General features: G+C 44.6%; 13 protein-coding genes. 10 read left to right on the top strand and 3 right to left on the bottom strand.

Annotated elements, in window-relative coordinates; genetic code table 11:
* Window positions 1-156 precede the first annotated feature (156 nt).
* Both PLE7327_RS21210 and sfsA read right to left on the bottom strand, forming a co-directional pair.
* Window positions 157-1,401: an S-layer homology domain-containing protein gene (locus tag PLE7327_RS21210; protein WP_015145816.1), complete on the bottom strand. Its 1,245-nt coding sequence runs from the start codon at window positions 1,399-1,401 to the stop codon at window positions 157-159.
* A 499-nt stretch (window positions 1,402-1,900) separates the two neighbouring features.
* The gene (sfsA, locus tag PLE7327_RS21205; RefSeq protein WP_015145814.1) at window positions 1,901-2,641 is read right to left on the bottom strand and encodes a DNA/RNA nuclease SfsA; all 741 of its coding nucleotides are present in this window, start codon (window positions 2,639-2,641) and stop codon (window positions 1,901-1,903) included.
* A gap of 186 nt (window positions 2,642-2,827) precedes the next feature.
* Here sfsA and rpmG point away from each other — a divergent pair, with 186 nt between their 5' ends.
* From rpmG to PLE7327_RS21195, 3 genes are all read left to right on the top strand, one after another.
* Window positions 2,828-3,022, top strand: a complete 195-nt coding sequence (gene rpmG, locus PLE7327_RS23790) for a 50S ribosomal protein L33 (protein ID WP_015145813.1) — start codon at window positions 2,828-2,830, stop codon at window positions 3,020-3,022.
* 49 nt (window positions 3,023-3,071) lie between these two features.
* On the top strand, window positions 3,072-3,287 hold the full coding sequence (gene rpsR / locus PLE7327_RS21200) for a 30S ribosomal protein S18 (RefSeq protein WP_015145812.1): 216 nt from the start codon (window positions 3,072-3,074) through the stop codon (window positions 3,285-3,287).
* Between the two features lie 117 nt (window positions 3,288-3,404).
* Window positions 3,405-5,405: a ribonuclease catalytic domain-containing protein gene (locus PLE7327_RS21195; RefSeq protein ID WP_015145811.1), complete on the top strand. Its 2,001-nt coding sequence runs from the start codon at window positions 3,405-3,407 to the stop codon at window positions 5,403-5,405.
* On the opposite strand, the gene PLE7327_RS21190 is transcribed toward PLE7327_RS21195, so the two are convergent.
* Window positions 5,393-8,017: an ATP-binding protein gene (locus tag PLE7327_RS21190; protein WP_015145810.1), complete on the bottom strand. Its 2,625-nt coding sequence runs from the start codon at window positions 8,015-8,017 to the stop codon at window positions 5,393-5,395. The two genes, PLE7327_RS21195 and PLE7327_RS21190, sit on opposite strands and share 13 nt — an antisense overlap.
* A gap of 325 nt (window positions 8,018-8,342) precedes the next feature.
* On the opposite strand from PLE7327_RS21190, the gene PLE7327_RS21185 reads away from it, so the two are divergent.
* The 7 genes from PLE7327_RS21185 to PLE7327_RS21155 all read left to right on the top strand — a co-directional run bounded on the left by PLE7327_RS21185 (window position 8,343) and on the right by PLE7327_RS21155 (window position 16,318).
* A complete protein-coding gene (locus PLE7327_RS21185; RefSeq protein ID WP_015145809.1) occupies window positions 8,343-9,290 on the top strand; it encodes a circadian clock protein KaiA in 948 nt (315 codons plus the stop codon).
* Between the two features lie 79 nt (window positions 9,291-9,369).
* Window positions 9,370-9,693 carry a circadian clock protein KaiB gene (gene kaiB, locus PLE7327_RS21180; RefSeq protein WP_015145808.1) on the top strand — a complete coding sequence of 108 codons (324 nt, stop codon included), beginning with the start codon at window positions 9,370-9,372 and terminating at the stop codon, window positions 9,691-9,693.
* Window positions 9,694-9,814: 121 nt separating this feature from the next.
* Window positions 9,815-11,380 (top strand): circadian clock protein KaiC, encoded by a 1,566-nt coding sequence (gene kaiC / locus PLE7327_RS21175; RefSeq protein ID WP_015145807.1) that lies wholly within the window; start codon window positions 9,815-9,817, stop codon window positions 11,378-11,380.
* Between the two features lie 213 nt (window positions 11,381-11,593).
* Entirely contained in the window at window positions 11,594-12,586 is a 993-nt protein-coding gene (locus tag PLE7327_RS21170; protein WP_015145806.1) for a zinc-dependent alcohol dehydrogenase family protein, read from the top strand.
* 312 nt (window positions 12,587-12,898) lie between these two features.
* Complete coding sequence (locus PLE7327_RS21165; RefSeq protein WP_015145805.1) at window positions 12,899-13,315, top strand: DUF4383 domain-containing protein; 417 nt, start codon at window positions 12,899-12,901, stop codon at window positions 13,313-13,315.
* Between the two features lie 204 nt (window positions 13,316-13,519).
* Window positions 13,520-14,581 carry a mannose-1-phosphate guanylyltransferase gene (locus tag PLE7327_RS21160; RefSeq protein ID WP_015145804.1) on the top strand — a complete coding sequence of 354 codons (1,062 nt, stop codon included), beginning with the start codon at window positions 13,520-13,522 and terminating at the stop codon, window positions 14,579-14,581.
* 87 nt (window positions 14,582-14,668) lie between these two features.
* A complete protein-coding gene (locus tag PLE7327_RS21155) occupies window positions 14,669-16,318 on the top strand; it encodes an AarF/ABC1/UbiB kinase family protein (RefSeq protein ID WP_015145803.1) in 1,650 nt (549 codons plus the stop codon).
* Window positions 16,319-16,442 lie beyond the last annotated feature (124 nt).

The following is a 16,442-nucleotide window of genomic DNA, read 5'->3' as shown; positions in this document are numbered from 1 at the left end:
ATAAAGAGTTCGGATTCGACAGACAACAAAAACATGGCGATCGCCTGCTGATGGCAAGCGATCGAGTTAGGGGAGGTGCATTGAAAGCGCTCCCTCTTTTGCTTGGTTGAAATTTTATTTCTCGTTACCGGGCTGTCGCCTAGTAACGAGAACGAACTATTCTAGAATCAGGTCTTCTCTAAGGGTCAGCCTAAGATCTTGTTCCGGTTCGACGACGATCAGATCGACTTTATTCATGCCGAAAAACATAGGGATGAGAGAAGCGAGAACGCCCGCACTCGCACCGATGACAATCTCCTCAGTAGCAATATCTTTATCCCCGGTAATAGCCGCGATCGCAGCGGCAGCAGCAGCACCGATCGCAGCGTTGGTGGCTAAAGTACCGACATCGGTTCCCTTTCTAACGGTTGCTTTTTCGGTGACAACGCCCGAAGTAGCTTCGATATCGTAGGTTGTTCCATCCGACAGAATTAATTCTCTGGCAACGAATCGGGTTCCGCCATCGGTAGGTCTTAGCTCTCCTGCGATTTCAGACCCGGCGGGAATGGCAGTTGTTCCGTCAGCAGCTTTGATATTTTTGGCAACTGTCAGGGTAACGTCGAGCTTTTCATCAGATTTGAGGATGATTTTTTCTTGTTCGTAAGAAACTGGAATTTTAGTTCCCGCACGAACGACAGCGGCAGACTCGTCAATCCTATCGAAATCTCTAGCAACGATGTAAGGGGACTGGAGTGGAGAGGCTTTGCCTTCTCTGACTAATGCCTGATAAATAAAGGCGGCAACTTCAGCACGAGTGGCATTACGAGAAGGATTGAGTTGCGAGAGGGTTGGATAGTTAACCACTAGCCGTTCTTGGGTAGCCCCTGCGATGGGGGCAAGAGCAAAGTTAGAAATGCGATCGCGATCGCTATAGATTTCCAGCAGCGTCGTAACGTTATCGTTTGCTCTGTAGTTTAATCCGTTGGCGAGGGAAACGAGAACTTGCTCTCGCGGAATGTTGCGATCGGGTTGAAAAACTCTACCCGGATAACCCGATAAAAATCCCATCCTATAAGAAGTGTTAATGGCTGAATTTGCCCAATAATTTGCAGGAACGTCCACAAAACTAGCTGCGCTGCGAACGTCAGATTTTTGGAAAGCTTTTGTCACCATAGCAGCAAATTGAGCGCGCGTTACCGGAGCATCTGGCTGGAAAGTCCCATCGGGAAAACCTGCAATAATTTGTCGTTGCACTAATTCATCAATAAAATTCGTTGCCCAATAGTTTCTAGATACGTCGGAAAAGCGGTTATTTTGTGCTAAAGTAGGAGCTTGAAAAGCAAAGGGGATAGCAGTTCCGCTAGTGAGGCTCAGGGTTAAAAATAGAGCAGTCGTAGCTTGTAAAGGATTGCTTTTAGACATATTTTTATTGACATTGTTTATCTATTTATAATTTAATTAATTGCCTTGATGGATGTCAGTCCCTAAGAAAATGGAAAGAAATTATTTGATTTTAATGGGAAAAATTCTTCCAAGGAGAAAAAAATAGAATTAAGTGGAAATTTGTGGACTGAAAAAATTTTTGATAATTATCTGTTCTGGTGGACTGAAAAAATTTTTGATAATTATCTGTTCTGGTTGACTGACAAATCTTTGTTCCCTCATCCCTAAATCCCTTCTCCCACAAGGGGCGAAGGGACTTCAGGCAAAAGTCTTAAGTGGAAAGCCCCTCTGCCGCTCTGGGAGAGGGGTTGAAGTAGGGGCGATTTGAGTTTCGTCACTCAACCAGCGATCTGTTAGTTGGCAAAGATTTTTGGGAACTATAAGAATGTAGAAAAAGCAGTTAAAAGTGGTCATAGTTCTCCTCCTATTCGAGCAACCTAGCTATTTCAAGCTAGGTTTTTTTAAAGAAAAATTATCTTTATGGTTGCTTGAGAAGAAATTCTGCTAATCCTAAATAGCGAATTCCTTGAGGAGTAATTTCAAAACGATAAGGTAATACTTTTACACCTTTTTCAACCGCTTCTCGCAATAGTTTTCCGTAAGTCGGATCGCAACGATCTCCAGGCGCAAAGACAGAACAATCGCCGCGATTAATAAAATACAACATAACAGGTTTAGCATCGGGCAGAAGCGCCATCAATTCCTGTAAATGTTTTTGTCCCCTAGTAGTAACCGTGTCGGGGAAAAACGCTACATTATTTTGCGCCAGCGTAGTATTTTTTACTTCTATATAAATCGGCGATACAGACTCATCGCCTGTTAAAAGAAAATCCACGCGGCTTTTTTTATTTTTGCCATAGGGCACTTCCCAACGTATGTGCCTGTAGCGATCGCCCAATTCTGGAAAAAGTTGCTTTTCTAAGGCTAACCTAACGATACGATTGGGCAATCCCGTATTAATCCCTACCCAAGTCGGCTGAGTCTCATTGACTAAGATGGTTTCCCAGGTATGGGCTAATTTTCGCTTGGGATTATTATTGAGGGAAACTTGCACGAGACTTCCCGGCGTACAAACCCCTGTCATTGGACCAGTGTTGGGACAGTGGGCAGTAATAATTTCTCCAGAAGTTAGTTCGATATCGGCGAAAAAGCGTTTGTAGCGTCTGAGTAAAATGCCAGAAATTAGAGGAGGGTAGCAGTAAAGAAGGTCAGTTGTCATTGGTCATTGGTTAGTTGTTAATTGTCTCCCCACCCTCCCACTTCCTTCCACACTCCCCACACTCCCCGTCCCCCTGTCTCCTCCGTCCTTAAAAAGTCTTCCTCTTGCTAAATTAAAATACAATATGCGATGATGAATATTTGCGTGTAAATTTATAACATCATTAACGTTGCTAGATTTTGAATTATGGCAAGCAAGAAGGGTGTCCGTATAATTATTACTCTAGAATGTACCGAGTGTCGTAGTAATCCTAACAAGCGATCGCCCGGTGTTTCTCGCTATACGACCAGCAAAAATCGTCGCAATACAACCGCAAGACTAGAACTGAAAAAGTTCTGTACCCACTGCAACAAGCACACCGTTCACAAAGAAATTAAATAACTCCTTATCATTAATTAAGTAAAAAGTCAAGATAATTAGAGAGAAAACTATGACTTATTTTCGCAAGCGTCTTTCCCCCATTCCTCCCAGTCAACCCATCGACTACAAAGACATTGACCTACTACGCAAGTTTATTACCGAACGGGGCAAAATCCTACCGCGTCGGATCACTGGCTTGACAGCCAAACAGCAACGGGATTTGACTACAGCAGTTAAGCGCGCTCGTATTCTGGCGTTAATCCCCTTTATCAATAAAGAAGCCTAAACAGTGCCAAATTTATTGACTTTGAACTAATTGTGACTAGCCCCTAGTCGCCAAGATTTATAGCTAGACTAGAGAATAGGGTAATCAAACAAATGTTGACGGAAAAGCACAAAGCTGGTGGAAAAGGGAAAGCTGATTGAATTCAGGCGGCAAGGAGAACGCCGTCTCGCCGTTACAGACCGTCCAGAAGGCAAAAAAGATTGGATAGTTCTTGATGAAGGGGGAGTTGCTCATAAAATTCGCCCTCAACAGGTTGAATACGAAATTGATGGCGGCTCCTACAAGCCTTCTGATATTCCTAGCTTCATTCAACAGGTAAAACCCTACCTAGACCCTTCGAGTTTAGAAGTTGCTTGGGAACTTTTGGTAGAAGAGGGAAAGGCGGTTTCTCCTTCGGAAATGGCACAGCTACTATTTTCTGACCAAAGTCCGCTTTTGTGCTATGCCGCTCATTGCTTGCTATCGGAAGATAAAATCTATTTCAAGCGAAAAGGCGATCTCTACGAACCCCGTTCGGCAAGCCAGGTTGATGAAATTAAGCACCAGATAGAAGTAGAGCGGCAGCGCCATCGAGAAAAAGAAGCATTTTTAGACCGCTTACAACAAGCATTAGCAGGGGAAAGAGTAGAATGGGCAGAAAGCGATCGCTCTCGTTTAGAAGCGATCGAAAAATTCGTCTTACAGCCAGAGCAACCCGCACGTGCGGCTCAAGAAATTTTAAGTTGGGCAGGGCGATCGCAAACGCCAGAAGCAGCGTTTGAATTGTTGGTAGATCTAGGCTGGTGGAGTCCCCACGAAAACCTATTCCTCCGCCGTAGCGGATACCCTTTGCAGTTTCCTAAAAAGGTTCTTGAAGTGGCGCAAAGTTGCCTGATATCTCCCCCGTCCGATCCCGACCCCAATCGTTTGGATTTAACCCATCTAAAGGTTTACACCATTGACGATGAAAGTACTGAAGAAATTGATGATGGTTTGAGCGTCGAATTTCTTAAGCATGGAAAAGTGCGCCTATGGATTCATATTGCCGATCCCAGTCGATTAGTTACCCCTGGAGACGAACTCGATCTAGAAGCAAGACGGCGCAGTACTAGCTTGTATTTGCCTACGGGTATGATTTCCATGTTTCCGACCGTACTGGCAACCGATCCGATGAGTTTAGTGCAAGGAAAACTCTGTCCCGCTTTGAGTTTTGGCGTAGTTTTAGACGAGACGGGGACGGTAGAAGATTACAGCATTTACACTAGCCTGATTAAACCCACCTATCGCCTTACCTATGAAGATGTTGACGAGATGCTCGAACTCGGCATTCAAGCCGAACCAGAGATTGCTGCCTTAGCAACTTGGGCACAAAGACGGCAACAATGGCGGCGATCGCAAGGGTCGATCGATATTCAAATGCCCGAATCCGTCATCAAAGTCAAAGCTGACGACGAGATTGTCATCGAATTGCTTGAGGTTTCGCGTGCCCGCCAGCTAGTAGCCGAAATGATGATTTTGGCAGGAGAAGTAGCAGGACGGTACTGCCAGGAGCATAACTTACCCGTTCCTTTTCGAGGACAACCCCAACCAGAATTACCCCCAGAAGAAGAACTTTTACTCCTGCCTGCGGGGCCGGTGAGAGCCTGTGCCCTGCGTCGGTGCATGCCTCGCAGCGAGATCGGCATTACACCCATTCGTCATGCCAGTTTGGGTTTGGATACCTACACGCAAGTAACTTCGCCTATTCGTCGTTACACCGATTTGTTGGCTCATTTTCAACTGAAAGCCCATTTGCGCGGCGATAGTTTGCCTTTTTCTCGCGAACAGATGCAAGAGATTCTCTACAGCGTTACCTCCTCAGCGCAAGAGGCAACCGCTGTCGAACGACAGACAAACCGCTATTGGGGCTTAGAATATTTGCGTCGCCATGCCGATTGCGTTTGGCAAGTGTTGGTCTTGCGGTGGCTGAGGGAAGAAGAAAACTTAGGCATAATTTTATTAGAGGAATTGGGATTAGAGTTACCCCATCGGTTCGAGCGCCCCGTTTCCCTAGGCGATCGCCTGAAAGTCCAAGTCTATCGCGCCGACCCCCATCGCGATGAGATCCGCTTTCGAGAAGCGATCGGTCAAGTTTCGTAATCCTGATTCTTGCTCTGGGCAGCGATTTGAATGACTTGCAAGAGGCGATCGCAATTGTGACGCTCAGCTGGAATCAAGCAGGGAAAAACAGATAGATTGCCGACTCGATTGGCTGCTTCAGTCGTTTGAGCGTCCAGAGTTATCAAAGGTAAGGTAGACAATTGCTCGCATTGACCGAGCAAGCGCAAGTAATCTAGAGGATCTCCCAAAATCGTACCGTCGAGGATGACTGCATCGATTTTCCAAACGCGGGCCAGCATTTCTGCTTGCTCTAAATCGTCTGCTTCCAAAATTCGATGATTCAATTGCGGTAACTGGGTAATTAGGGTCAGATCGATGGCAGAATTTATACCCAAACTGTAACTATCTCCCAAACTCAATGTTTGGAGTTGGGGATAGAGGCGCAAAATAGTCAGGCGTTTGGGTTTCGAGGCTGGTTGGTTTTCTGACTCGTTCAGAATCTCCTGTAAGGCTCCTAGCTCGACTGGCAAAGACAAAAAGCCATTGGCTCCATATTGTTTGCTCTTTGTTTTGTCAGATTGAGTTGCGGTTACGATGACGCGAATTTTCTTGGTTTGTTCGTTTGATTTGAGTAACGTCAAGACATCCCAACCGGACAGCAAAGGCAGTGAAGGATTCACGAAAATCGCATGGGGTTGTAACTGACGCGCTTTCTCTAACGCTTCCGTTCCCGTGCGAGCGATCGCCACTCGATAACCCAATCCACTCAATTTCTCGGTCAAATCTTCGATCGCCTGCGGAATGGCTTCAACGACCAAAACCAAGGGATGGCGTTGCTGCCCTTCGGTTTCGCCGCCTTTCTCAGGCGTTGAATTCGGAGGTAGTAGGAGCGTAAATTGGCTGCCAACCCCGACTTTAGAAATAAACGAAATATCTCCGCCGTGCGCTCTTGCCAAACGCTGAGTTAAAAACAATCCCAACCCCGTGCCTTCAAACTGGCGCGTTAGGGGGCTTTCTAATTGTTGGAATTTTTGGAAAATCAAGTGCTGATACTCTTCTGGAATCCCGATTCCCCTGTCCCAAACCGTAAAAGCAATCCAATTTTCCCAGCGATTGACCTTCAAACCGATGGGTTTGCCTGCCGGCGTAAATTTAACCGCATTATCGAGCAAGTGAATTAAGATTTGGCGCAGTCTTAGCTCGTCAGCGATTATCGTCTCTAAACCCGGTTCGATCTCTAGGCTAAATGCGATCGGCTCTTCTGTTTTCCTTTTATATTGTTCTTCAATCGCTCCGTAGGCTTGTTCGCAGACGGTTTGAATCCGTACTGGTGCGAAGTTGAGTTGGAGCTGTCCAGTCTCCAAGCGAGTCAAATCCAGCAAATCGTTCACCAGATCCATCAGTTGACGACCGCTTTGATAGATGAGCTGTGCGTAGCGGACTTGTCGTTGATTGAGTTCTCCTAATTTCTGCTCTTTCAGTAGGCTCGACAAACCCAAGACAGCCGTTAGAGGGGATTTGAGTTCGTGACTGATACAGGCTAAAAACTCGTCTTTGAGGCGATTTAATTGGACGAGATCGGCATTTTTAGCGGATAATTCTTTGCACAGTCGCTGATGTTCGGTTACCTCGGTTGCGATTACCAACCAGGTTTGCGAATGGAAAGAGATTGGGAAATTCTCTGCGCGATCGCTCTGTTGTAACTGGAGGGGAAATTTGACAAATTGCCAAGCGCGATCGCCGACGGTTTTGGGTTGCTCCAGGCGCGATGAAAATTTGGAGTTTTGCGATCGCGCGAAAGATGGGAGGGAATTAGCCGAATCTTCAACTGTCAGGAGTTCTGGCATAACTTCTAACAATTGGCGGCGGGAAAGTTGGGCAGCGAGATAGCGCTCGTCATCGAGGCAATCGAGCGCCAGATCGGGAGTTGGCTCGGTGATTGCCCCTTGCGAAAGCACTGGCAAAACAGCGCCCGCTCTCTTCGTAGGCTCTAAACTTAGGGGACAAAAACTCCCTTCATCGATCGGAAAAAACTCGCCAATTTGCTCGCGCCAGTGCCAGTTTCGGTACAGAATCCGTCCGCCGGAAGCATACGCCATTATGGGTAAGGGAAGTTGTTCGATCGCTTGAAAGAAAACCTCTTCTAAAACGAATGGAGGTTGGCGAGCCGTTTTGTCTCGTTTCTCTGGGCTGTTGGCTAGCAAGGATTTTAGCAGAGCGCAGCTATCGAGCAATCCGACAAACTTTCCCTTCTCGTCTGTCAAAACATAAAGTGAATCGTCGAGGAGATTTTGCTGGCGCTCTTGCAGATGGGAAGGCAATTCATTTACCCGCATCCGAGCTGGTAAGATCGTTACTGGCTCCATGAGAGACTGAAGCTTGATACGAGCCAGCGAGGATTGCAGTTGCTTGAGCGAGGCGCGAGAACCTGAAGGCGCTGTCGATTCGATCCCAAAGTGCTTGAGGATATAGGAGAGCAAGCAACGACAGCGTATGGCTCCCAGGGGCAATCCCCTTCGGTTGACGATCGCTATTGTTTGGGCACGACAGTCGGACTGAAACATATTCAGCGCCGTCGCTAAATTGGTCGTTGGTTCGCCAACGGGAACGGGCTGAATGAAAGCGTCGAGAGTGAGAGAAAGACTAGACATGAAGGATCTGCCCATTCGGGACTGGAAGTAAGATGAAGGAGAAAGCCGCGATCGCAAGCGTCTCTTGCTTGGGGGGATCGCAATTTCTTTCACAATAAAAGCCTAATTTTTGGTTTCCGCCCTTCTTCCTAATCCTTAACTTTTATTATGACGCGATCTAGAGCCAGAGCAAAAGATAATTTAAATACTTTTATATGCTTAACAATTACTTACAATTCCCAGGTGGAGCGATAGATGTTAATTTGTATTAAGGAGCTGCGAAAACTCTGCCGTTCCGAATCGATTGCCGATTGTTGACCCTCTCTGTATTTCTTGCGAGCGTCCATTGCCATCTCGACTCTCTATCTGTATTTTCGTTCCCGACGAGTTGCTTGCTCAGTCTTTGACTGACTTTTTGAGCGGCGATCGCTATACTCTCGATCGCATCGCTTCTGCTAGCGAGTTAATTAACTTCGTCGAAGTCAACAAGGAAAAAATTGATTGTCTTATTCTTCTCAATATTCCTTCTTTGCTTCCCGTTTTCAACCAACTCTACGAACGGGGAATGCTCTTGCCTGCCGTTTTGCTCGAACTAGAGGTATCTAAAGGTAGCCAATCTCAGCCTACCTTGCCTGTGCCAGAAATTCAAGCCAATTCTATCACAACAACCAATTCTCCGACTTATTTTTACCATAACGCTGAAGTGAGATTGGCTGCAACAAAGCTCGAACAAATTTTTTCTGCCATCGAGCAAGCCGTCGCTCAATTTCTTAATCTAGAACCGAGTTGTTCGCTATCTGAAAAACCAGTAACTACAATTAAAAGTAGTAACGAGAACGATCGGGAAAGTTTTCTCCTCCTCCAACAGCGTCGCTTGGCAGAAAAGCTCAAGGAGCGACTGGGATATCTGGGCGTGTACTATAAAAGAAATTCGCAGTATTTTTATCGAAATTTATCCCAAGAAGACAAAAAAGAGCTTCTGGAACAGTTAAGCTCTCAATATCGCGAAATCATTCTCAATTACTTCGAGCAGGATTCCGAAGTCAATTCAGCGATCGATCGCTTTGTCGATAGTGCTTTTTTTGCAGATATTTCTGCCTCTCAAATTTTAGAAATCCACATGGAGTTAATGGATGAATTTTCTCAACAACTCAAATTAGAAGGAAGAAGCGAAGAAATCTTACTGGATTATCGACTGGTTTTAATTGACATTCTCGCTCATTTGGCAGAGATGTATCGGCGTTCGATCCCTAGAGAAGATATTCCTTTTGAGCTATTATATCGAATGGATTAAATAAGCGATTTTATTCAATTGTTAAAAAGATTAAAATTTGTTCTATTGTCTAGTTCTTAAACCCAACATCTATTCACTTATGAGTAATTTGAGAAAAACTTATGTTTTAAAACTTTATGTGGCTGGAAATACGCCCAACTCGGTTCGGGCGCTAAAGACGCTTAAAAATATTCTCGAACAGGAATTTCAAGGAGTTTATGCTCTAAAAGTTATCGACGTACTGAAAAATCCTCAACTGGCAGAAGAAGATAAAATCTTAGCTACCCCAACGCTAGCCAAAATTTTACCACCTCCCGTTCGTAAAATTATTGGCGATCTTTCCGACCGAGAAAAAGTTTTAATCGGTTTAGATCTTCTTTATGAAGAAATTAGAGAGAGAGAAGAGAAAGATTTAGAAAAATAAATTAAAAGTTTGAGGGTTATGAGAGTGAGGAACGTTAAATTTTTAAATAATATAAACTTTTAAATAATAGAAGTTTTATAAACAGGTAGACAAAGAGCAAAATTTTTTTCATAAAAACAAGATGAATCAACCGACTCCAAACGGACAACAAGCTTATGAATTAGCCCCAAAAGGAGTCCGAAAAATTCGGACAATGATCGAAGGATTTGATGAAATCAGTCATGGGGGTTTGCCAGTAGGAAGAACTACGCTAGTTAGCGGCACGTCAGGTACGGGAAAAACCTTGCTGGCCGTTCAGTTTCTTTACCACGGAATTAAATATTTTGACTATCCAGGATTGTTTGTCACCTTTGAAGAATCGCCTAATGATATTATTCAAAATGCCTATAGTTTTGGTTGGGACTTACAAAAATTAATTGATGAAGGTAAAATATTTATACTCGATGCTTCCCCCGATCCTGAAGGACAAGAAGTCGTTGGAAATTTCGATCTTTCTGCCTTAATCGAACGCATTCAGTATGCTATTCGCAAATACAAAGCAAAATTGGTTTCAATTGACTCAATTACGGCTGTTTTTCAACAATACGATGCGGCACCCGTCGTCAGACGAGAAATTTTTCGTCTTGTCGCACGACTCAAACAACTTGAAGTAACGTCTATTATGACGACAGAACGGGTAGAAGAATATGGACCAATCGCTCGTTTTGGAGTCGAAGAATTCGTTTCTGATAATGTCGTTATCGTTCGCAATGTTTTGGAAGGAGAACGCCGCCGCCGAACCATTGAAATTTTAAAACTGCGCGGTACGACTCATATGAAAGGAGAATATCCTTTTACGATTACTAATGATGGGATAAATATCTTTCCTTTGGGAGCAATGCGACTCACCCAACGTTCTTCCAATGCGCGTATTTCTTCTGGGATTAAAACCCTAGACGAAATGTGTGGCGGTGGCTTTTTCAAAGATTCAATTATCTTGGCAACTGGTGCGACGGGAACTGGAAAAACTTTGCTAGTGAGCAAGTTTTTAGAAGAAGGATGTCGTCAAGGCGAACGAGCAATTTTATTTGCCTATGAAGAGTCGCGAGCGCAATTGTCTCGTAATGCTTTTTCTTGGGGCATTGATTTTGAAGAAATGGAGCGCAAGGGATTATTAAAACTGCTTTGTACCTATCCCGAATCGGCAGGGTTAGAAGACCACTTGCAGATTATTAAATCCGAGATTTCCGAATTCAAACCCTCTCGCATTGCTATTGACTCGCTCTCGGCTTTAGCTAGAGGGGTAACTAACAATGCATTCCGACAGTTCGTGATAGGCGTGACGGGGTATGCCAAACAGGAAGAAATTACGGGTTTCTTTACGAATACAACCGATCAATTTATGGGAGCGCATTCAATTACCGAATCCCATATTTCTACAATTACAGATACTATTCTTATGCTGCAATATGTAGAAATTCGCGGTGAAATGTCTAGGGCAATTAACGTGTTTAAGATGCGCGGTTCTTGGCACGATAAAGGCATCCGCGAATATAGTATTAGTCAGGATGGACCGGAAATTAAAGATTCCTTCCGCAATTACGAAAGAATCATCAGCGGTTCGCCCACTCGCATTGCGGTTGATGAAAAGAGCGAACTCTCTCGAATCGTGCGAGGAGTTAAGGATATGTCAAAAGATGAAAGTTAAAGGCGATTGGCAACCTTCGTCAAATCTGAGATCTTGCACCTTTGGCATCAACGCCCAGAACTTTAGTTCTAGGCTCAAAGCTCAACTCGATTAAAATCGACTGAAGTTCCTATCGGGTCTTCTTTAGAAGACTTTTTCTATCGCCGATCGCGTAAATTAAGAAAACTAGATACGCTGGAAATAGAAAAATCCTTTTATTTTCCGGTTGAAGCCATGCATGCAATGATTTTGGATGTGCCTGGTAAACCCTTACGTCTGGCAGATATCCCCATTCCTACTCCCAACCCCGAACAAGTTCTACTGCGGGTTCGTGCCTGCGGAGTATGCCGGACTGACTTGCACGTCGTCGATGGAGAACTGACTCATCCCAAACTTCCCCTCGTCTTGGGTCATCAAATCGTCGGTATCGTTGAGAAAATTGGCGCGAAAGTGACAAAATTTAAGCAGGGCGATCGCGTTGGCGTTCCTTGGCTTGGCTCTACCTGTAACCATTGCCGCTACTGTTTGTCGGGAAGGGAAAATTTGTGCGATCGCGCTCAATTTACAGGCTATCAACTCGATGGCGGTTATGCAGAATATACTGTCGCCGACGAACATTTTTGCTTCCCCATTCCCCAATGCTATCCCGATTTACAAGCGGCACCGCTTCTGTGTGCCGGACTGATCGGCTATCGTTCCTATCGCATGGCGGGAGATGCAGAACGGCTGGGATTCTATGGCTTTGGTGCGGCAGCGCATATTTTAATTCAAGTTGCTCGCTATCAGGGACGCGAAGTCTATGCCTTTACTCGTCCCGACGATGTCAAAGGACAACAGTTTGCCCTCGATTTAGGGGCAGTCTGGGCGGGAAGTTCCGATGAATTGCCGCCAAAAGAATTGGATGCGGCGATTATTTTTGCACCTGCGGGCAAGTTGGTTCCTGCTGCTTTGAGAGCGATTGCCAAAGGAGGCACGGTCGTCTGTGCGGGGATCCACATGAGCGATATTCCTTCTTTTCCCTATAGTATTCTCTGGGAAGAGAGAATGGTGCGATCGGTTGCCAATCTAACCCGTCTCGATGGAGAGGAATTTTTGACTTTAGCGCCTCAGATTCCCATCCACACGGAGGTTACGCCTTTTCCGCTATCGGCTGCAAATGAAGCCCTAGAAGCTTTACGAAGTGGCAAGATTAATGGTGCAGCCGTGTTAGTGGTCGATGAGAATTAACCGATTCTATCTAAAACCAAATTGTAACGATCCCTAAACATTTGCTCAACCGATTGTTGCAATAGTTTGCATCAGTTTATCCAACGCTTGGGAATGTATCCATAATAGAAATGAGACACTAGCTAGATCTCAACAGGCGATCGCCTCAACCAACTTAATAAAATTAAAAGTGGGTGAGGAGTGTCGATGCAAACGTAGCCCGCCTACGTGTTCCTTCTAGACGATCGCAGGATTGGTTGGTTAGATGAGAGAAAAATAAGCTCCTGCGATCGCAATATCTGAAGTTTAACCCGTAGCGAAGGGAGGGTGAATATGAAAACACGTTACTTCGCTCTAGTCGCTGGTATTGTCTTCCTAGTAATCGGTCTACTAGGATTCGTCCCAAATCTACTAGCGCTGCCAGCTAGCGCACCTGAGCTTGCAGTTAAGACTGGATATGGCTACCTGTTTGGTTTGTTTCCAGTCAACGTACTGCATAACATCGTGCGCCTAGTTGTAGGGATACTAGGGATTGTCGCCTATCGAAAATTCGTCCATGCACGGTTGTTTGCCCGCGGCATGGCAATTTTTTATGGAATTGTGACAGTTTTGGGGTTGATTCCTGCCACTGCCACACTGTTTGGTTTAATCCCAATTTTCGGTCACAATATCTGGCTTCATGCTCTGGCAGCAGTAATTTCAGCTTACTTTGGCTATATGATTTGGGAAAGAGAGCTTCAGACAGCATAAATAAGGCTTCTATAGTTCTATAGACTATAGTGCGATCGCTAGATAATTAAAGTAGCGATCGCTTTTTCTTGCCTGTTGTTCTACGAAACCCGCCCACTCTACCAGGTGCAAAAAAGGCTTGACGCTGACTGGGAATTTTGCAGAGGGAAAGATAAAATCGATTCAACTTATTCATAAACTTAGTCTTCTAAACCATAAAGCTTTATGACCCGATCTTTAGTTCCCGTAATTCTGGCTGGTGGCAAGGGAGAAAGGTTTTGGCCCCTTAGCCGCAAACATCGACCCAAGCAGTTTCTATCCCTCGACGGCAGTGACAGAAGTCTCTTGCAAGCAACCGCCGATCGCCTCCTGTCCGTAGCGGGGGGATGGGAAAACTTGTGGGTCATCACCTCTGCCCCAATTGCCGACGGCGTAAGAGAACAATTACCTCATCTGCCAGAAGTTAACTTATTAGTCGAACCAGAAGGGCGGGACACTGCCCCAGCCGTAGCTTGGGCAACGCTGGAAGTTTCTAAGCGTCATGGAAAAGAGGTAGTAATCGGCTTCTTCCCTGCCGATCACTGGATTGGCGATCGTGCGGCTTTTGAGAAAACGCTGGCAGCAGCCAGCCAGATCGCGATCGCAGAAGCTTCTATAGTTACTCTAGGCATTACGCCAAATCAGCCTTCTACGGGTTATGGCTACATCGAACAGGGAGAATTCAAGGGAAGTTTTGGAGGATTGCCTGTCTATCTCGTCAGTCGCTTTACCGAGAAACCCGATCGCGATACGGCAGAGTCTTTTATTAGTACTGGTCGATTTAGTTGGAATAGCGGCATGTTTATCTTTCGGGCGGGAGTAGTTTTAGAAGAATTGCACGCCCATGCACCGAATATTATCGAACCTTTATTGAAGCAAGGGAAAGAAGTTTATCCCCAACTGGAGAAGAAAAGCATTGACTATGCTTTGATGGAAAAGACCCAGTTAGCCTATGTTTTACCAGCGAATTTCGATTGGGACGATTTGGGCGACTGGAACGCGATCGAAAGATTGCTAAAAGGAGATGGCAAGAATGTTGCCTTGGCAAAGCATGTCGAACTCGATACCAAGGGAGCGATTCTGTATGCCAGCGATAGCAACGAAGCAATTGTTACCATTGGGATAGAAGATGTGGTAATCGTGCGCGATGGCAACGTCACCCTCATCGTTGACAAAAATCGCACTCAGGAAATCAAACAAGTCCTGAAGTTACTGCAAGGCGATCCCCATCTTGAGAAATTACTTTAATTAGTTAGCAGTTACTGGTTATTAGTTAGTGGTGATTGTTTAACCAACAAATAACTAATAACAACTAACAATTAACAACCAAAATCTGTGTTTTCCCTCACTCAAACCAGTTCCCGCCAGCGAGAAATTATCGAGATAGTCCTGAGTAATGGATGGGACTATATGAGAAGAGTTTTAACTGGCGGCAAACCCGACGAACCGCAAATTCCGCGTCCGGAGGTTTTGCGGAAAATCTTAGTAGAACTCGGACCTTTTTATGTCAAATTAGGGCAACTTTTAAGTACTCGCCCCGATTTACTATCGCCTGACTATATCAAAGCGTTAACTGCCCTTCAGGCTAACGTTCCCGCAGTTGATTGGGAAGAAATAGAACTTGTTATTAGACAACAGCTGCAACAGCCAATAGAAAGTGTTTTTACAAAAATTAATCCGACTCCTGTTGCTGCTGGTTCGATTGCCCAAATTCATCGAGGAACGCTGAGTAACGGTCATGAAGTCGCCATCAAAGTTCAGCGTCCCGGAATTGATAAAATTGTGGCTCAGGATACTATTTTAATTAAAGGAATTGCTGAATTAGTTGCTCTTACAGAATTCGGACAAACCTACGATATTGTAAAACTAGCAGAAGAGTTTACCCAAGCTGTCAAAGCTGAATTAGATTTTACTCTCGAAGCTTCCTACACCGACCAACTGAGACGAAATTTATCTGAAAGTCGTTGGTTCGATCCGAAAGAGTTAGTGATTCCTCAAATTTATTGGGAGGTTACGACAGAAAAACTTTTAGTAATGGAGTGGTTAGAAGGAAAACCACTACTAGAAGCTGAGATTTATTCATTGGATGAGAAAAAATCAGTTAGCGATCGCAAAAAAGAAATTACGACTCTCCTTTTTCGTGCCTTTTTTCAACAAATATATTTAAATGGTTTTTTTCATGCCGATCCCCATCCCGGCAATATTTTTTATCTGCAAGACGGACGAATCGCTCTCATCGATTTTGGCATGATTGGGTGCTTGGATCCGCGAACGCAGCAAATTTTAACAGAAATGTTGTTGGCAATTGTCGATTTAGATGCAGGGGCTTGCACTCAGTTAACTTTAGAGTTATCTGAATCGGTTCAACCTACAAATTTAGTTCGTCTCAAAGTAGATTACGAGCGAATGCTGAGGAAATATTACAATCTAAATCTCGCTCAATTTAATTTTAGCGAAGTGGTTTATCAACTTCTACAAATTGCTCGAAATAATAAGATAAAAGTTCCAGGAAATCTAGGCTTATATGCAAAATGTTTGGCGAATTTAGAAGGAGTCGCTCGTCAATTTAATCCAGAAGTTAATGTCCTCGATGAAGTCAAGCCTTTGATGACCGATCTCTTTCGTCGTCAATTAATTGGCGACACTCCCTTACAAACAAGCCTGAGAACAATTCTCGATCTAAAATCAATTTATCTCAAATCTCCGCGACAAATAGAAGTTTTATTAGACCGTCTCAGTTCGGAAACCCTACAATGGAATTTGAGGCTGAGCGAATTAGAACCTTTGCGACGCAGTTTGGATTCTTCCGCCAATCGACTTTCGTTTAGTGTCGTTGTCGGGTCATTAATCATAGGCGCAGCAATTATTTCGACAGGCGCACAAACGCCACAGCTATCTTTAATTAGTAATATTCTTTTTGCGGCTGCTAGCTTGTTGGGATTGTGGTTGATTGTTAGTATTTTACGTTCTCGTCGTTTGAAGTAAAGATCCGCGAACATACCCCGACCGACAACCACCATCGATCCCCCATAATTTTCTTCTAATGTCTGAAAGACTCTGTATTCTAAGAAATAGAAGAGGTAATCGTTTTTGAACAGACTAAGCAGAT

The organism is Pleurocapsa sp. PCC 7327, assembly GCF_000317025.1.
Lineage (GTDB): Bacteria > Cyanobacteriota > Cyanobacteriia > Cyanobacteriales > Microcystaceae > Hydrococcus.
This window is presented reverse-complemented; position numbering and strand designations above follow the sequence as displayed.

Excerpts from the sequence above, each read along its gene's own strand:
- sfsA (WP_015145814.1), bottom strand. The coding sequence starts at position 2,641 with ATGACAACTGACCTTCTTTACTGCTACCCTCCTCTAATTTCTGGCATT.
- PLE7327_RS21170 (WP_015145806.1), top strand. The coding sequence starts at position 11,594 with ATGCATGCAATGATTTTGGATGTGCCTGGTAAACCCTTACGTCTGGCA.
- PLE7327_RS21160 (WP_015145804.1), top strand. The coding sequence starts at position 13,520 with ATGACCCGATCTTTAGTTCCCGTAATTCTGGCTGGTGGCAAGGGAGAA.
- PLE7327_RS21190 (WP_015145810.1), bottom strand. The coding sequence starts at position 8,017 with ATGTCTAGTCTTTCTCTCACTCTCGACGCTTTCATTCAGCCCGTTCCC.
- PLE7327_RS21165 (WP_015145805.1), top strand. The coding sequence starts at position 12,899 with ATGAAAACACGTTACTTCGCTCTAGTCGCTGGTATTGTCTTCCTAGTA.
- kaiB (WP_015145808.1), top strand. The coding sequence starts at position 9,370 with ATGAGTAATTTGAGAAAAACTTATGTTTTAAAACTTTATGTGGCTGGA.
- rpmG (WP_015145813.1), top strand. The coding sequence starts at position 2,828 with ATGGCAAGCAAGAAGGGTGTCCGTATAATTATTACTCTAGAATGTACC.
- kaiC (WP_015145807.1), top strand. The coding sequence starts at position 9,815 with ATGAATCAACCGACTCCAAACGGACAACAAGCTTATGAATTAGCCCCA.
- PLE7327_RS21210 (WP_015145816.1), bottom strand. The coding sequence starts at position 1,401 with ATGTCTAAAAGCAATCCTTTACAAGCTACGACTGCTCTATTTTTAACC.
- rpsR (WP_015145812.1), top strand. The coding sequence starts at position 3,072 with ATGACTTATTTTCGCAAGCGTCTTTCCCCCATTCCTCCCAGTCAACCC.